Annotated in this window: 4 protein-coding genes; 3 read left to right on the forward strand and 1 reads right to left on the reverse strand. The window is 69.4% G+C overall.

Annotation, left to right across the window (positions count from 1 at the left end; translation table 11 throughout):
• Positions 1 to 166: 166 nt before the first annotated feature.
• Positions 167 to 958 (forward strand): ion transporter, encoded by a 792-nt coding sequence (locus GUY59_RS46600; protein WP_138208780.1) that lies wholly within the window; start codon positions 167 to 169, stop codon positions 956 to 958.
• A 1-nt stretch (position 959) separates the two neighbouring features.
• Here GUY59_RS46600 and rpsD read toward each other — a convergent pair whose 3' ends face one another.
• Positions 960 to 1,574: a 30S ribosomal protein S4 gene (gene rpsD / locus GUY59_RS46605; RefSeq protein ID WP_138208783.1), complete on the reverse strand. Its 615-nt coding sequence runs from the start codon at positions 1,572 to 1,574 to the stop codon at positions 960 to 962.
• A gap of 79 nt (positions 1,575 to 1,653) precedes the next feature.
• On the opposite strand from rpsD, the gene GUY59_RS46610 reads away from it, so the two are divergent.
• Both GUY59_RS46610 and GUY59_RS46615 read left to right on the forward strand, forming a co-directional pair.
• Positions 1,654 to 2,355, forward strand: coding sequence for a DUF2470 domain-containing protein (locus tag GUY59_RS46610; protein ID WP_138208781.1), 702 nt, complete (start codon positions 1,654 to 1,656; stop codon positions 2,353 to 2,355).
• A 101-nt stretch (positions 2,356 to 2,456) separates the two neighbouring features.
• Positions 2,457 to 2,644 (forward strand): hypothetical protein (locus GUY59_RS46615; protein WP_161715123.1); only part of this gene is annotated, 188 nt, incomplete at its 3' end.

Raw genomic sequence — 2,644 nt, forward strand, 5'->3', positions numbered from 1 at the left:
GGTCTGCGGGGGCGGGCCGTAGTAGCCGGGGCCGTCATTCGGATAGGACATGGCGCCGGCCCCTTCCCCGTCTGGTGTCGTGTGGGTTTATACCACAGTCTTCTCTCTGATCATGGTACGTCATCATGGTGGAGCCACATGATCATCGCCTTAGGAGCCTGCCCCCGTGCGTGAACGCTTGCGCGACATCCTCGCCCACCGGCGCTTCCAGCGGTTCATCATCGCCGTGATCCTGGCCAACGCGGCCGTCCTGGGACTGGAGACCTTCCCAGCCGTGGTCGAGCGCCACGGTGACCTGCTCATCCTCGTCGACCATGTCGCGCTCTACATCTTCGTCGTCGAACTGCTGGCCAAGATCTACGTCGAGCGTTCGGCGTTCGTCCGCGACCCGTGGAACATCTTCGACGCGTTGATCGTCACCATCGCGCTGGCCCCGGCGACCGGCGGCCTGTCAGTGCTGCGCTCGATGCGCATCCTGCGCGCGCTGCGGTTGTTGTCGGTCGTGCCGAGCCTGCGCCGCGTGGTCTCGGCGCTGCTGCGCGCACTGCCGGGGATGAGCTCGATCGTGGTGCTGCTCTCCCTGGTGCTCTACGTGGCCGCCGTCATGGCCACCAAACTCTACGGGCAGACCGCCCCCGACCGGTTCGGAAGCCTGCCCACCTCGTTGTTCACGCTCTACCAGACGATGACGGGTGACGACTGGGGCAACATCGCCAGGGAGGTGATGGGCCGCCACCCGTCGGCCTGGATCTTCTTCACGATCTTCATCCTGGTGTGCACGTTCGTCGTGCTGAACCTGTTCCTCGCGGTCGTGGTCAGCGCGATGGACGACGAGAACGCCGAGGAACGCGCCGCCAAGGGCCTGGACGCCGCCCACCACACCCAGCGCATCCTCGACGAGCTCTCCGAGCTGCGCAAAGAGGTCGCCGAGCTGCGCGGGCAGCGGACCCTGGGCTGAGCTAGCGGGAGTAGAACTCCACGACGAGCTGTTCGTCCACCGGGACGACGATCTCCTCACGCTCGGGCCGCCGCGTCAGCGTGAAGCGGAGGTCGCCGTGGTCGACCGTGAGGTAGGGGGCGATCCGGTCGTCGGCATACACCCCTTCGGCGGCGGCCACGAACGGCTGCAGCCTGCGCGAGCGCTCCCTGACCGTGACGATCTGTCCCGGCTTGAGCAGGTAACTGGGGATGTCGACCTTGCGGCCGTCCACGGCGATGTGGCCGTGGTTGACGTACTGCCTGGCCGCGTAGATGGACGGCGCCAGCCCGGCGCGCAGCACCAGCGAGGCCAGACGGCACTCCAGCAGCGCCACCAGCTCGGCGCCTGACGCGCCCGGCTTGCGAAGAGCGAGATCCCAGTAGCGGCGCAGCTGCCGCTCGGACACGTCGTAGTACCAGCGCAGCTTCTGCTTCTCCATCAGCCGCAGCCCGTAGTCGCCGGTGTTGCGGCGGTTGGTCTTGCGGCCGTGCTCGCCCGGCGGATAGGGGCGCTGCTCGAAGTAGCGGACGGCTTTCCTGGTCAGCGGGACGCCCGCGCGGCGTGAGAGCCGCACCTTCGGGCCGGTGTAGCGCACGTTCACCTCGATGTGATTAGGTATCCCTTACTTAGGCCAGCCTAACCTAACACATCCTTCGTGCCCCAAGGAGGCGTTCATGCTGCCGATCCCCGAGCGGGTCCGCACCCTGGCCGCGACCGCCGGCGTCGCCAAGCTGTCCGTCAACGGCGCCCCGTCACCCGCGCGCGGCGGGGTCGACGAACGCGGGCGTCCGGTGCTGCTGGTACTGCCCGGGGAGACGCTCCACGGGCTGCGCCAGGACGCCGTCGTGGCCGTGAACCTGACGGCGATGCGGCAACTCGGCTCCGTCACCCACCCGCGCGGGCTGATCGAGGTGCAGGGGTGGGCGGAGGCCGTACCTGAGGGCGAGGCGCGCTCGTCGGCCGTCGCGGTGGCCACGCACTGCCCGGACGAAAGCCTGTTCAAGGCGCTGGAGCGGTACGGGCAGCCGGACGCGCCCCGGCTGCTGCGGCTGGACGTCGGCCAGGTCGTCTACCTGACCGGGCAGGAGTCGGGGACGCTAGACGCCGACGACTACCTGGGCGCGGCGCCCGACCCGCTCGCCGAGACGGCCGAGCGGGTGCTCGCCCACGTCAATGCCTCGCACCGGCCGCAGCTCACGGCCGGGGTGTCCAGGCAGCTGGGCGAGCGGGCGGGTGAGGTGTGGTTGTGGGAGCTGGACCGGTTCGGCGCGACCGTACGGGCGGACGACTCGCTGGTGCGTTTCCCGTGGCCGAGCCCCGCGCGTTCCGGGCTCTGCCTGGAGACGGCGCTGCGCGGCCTGCTGTGCGCGTGCTGAGCCTCACCACCGGGCACCATGATCGCCCGGCTCTCCTGGATTTTGGGTGATTTACCAGCACTTTGCCCGAGCGGTCCGGACACGTCTCTAGCATGTGAGGGATGACTGGACCGCGCCGTGGACCTGCGCCCGCCGCGCCCGCCGACGAAGGCGGGTGGCGCGGGCGCGCGTTGATGGTCACCGGTGTCCTGCTCGGCGTGCTCATGCTGGTGGCAGCCGCCATCCTGGTGGTACGGACGCCGTACCACGCCGACCAGGAGCTCCTCCACTGGCCCGCCGTCTCCGACCG

This window comes from Nonomuraea sp. K271 (genome assembly GCF_009908215.1).
In the GTDB taxonomy this organism is placed as follows: Bacteria; Actinomycetota; Actinomycetes; order Streptosporangiales; family Streptosporangiaceae; genus Nonomuraea; species Nonomuraea longispora.

Bases quoted from the DNA above. Each gene is read 5' to 3' on its own strand.
- GUY59_RS46610 (WP_138208781.1), top strand. From the start codon at position 1,654: ATGCTGCCGATCCCCGAGCGGGTCCGCACCCTGGCCGCGACCGCCGGC.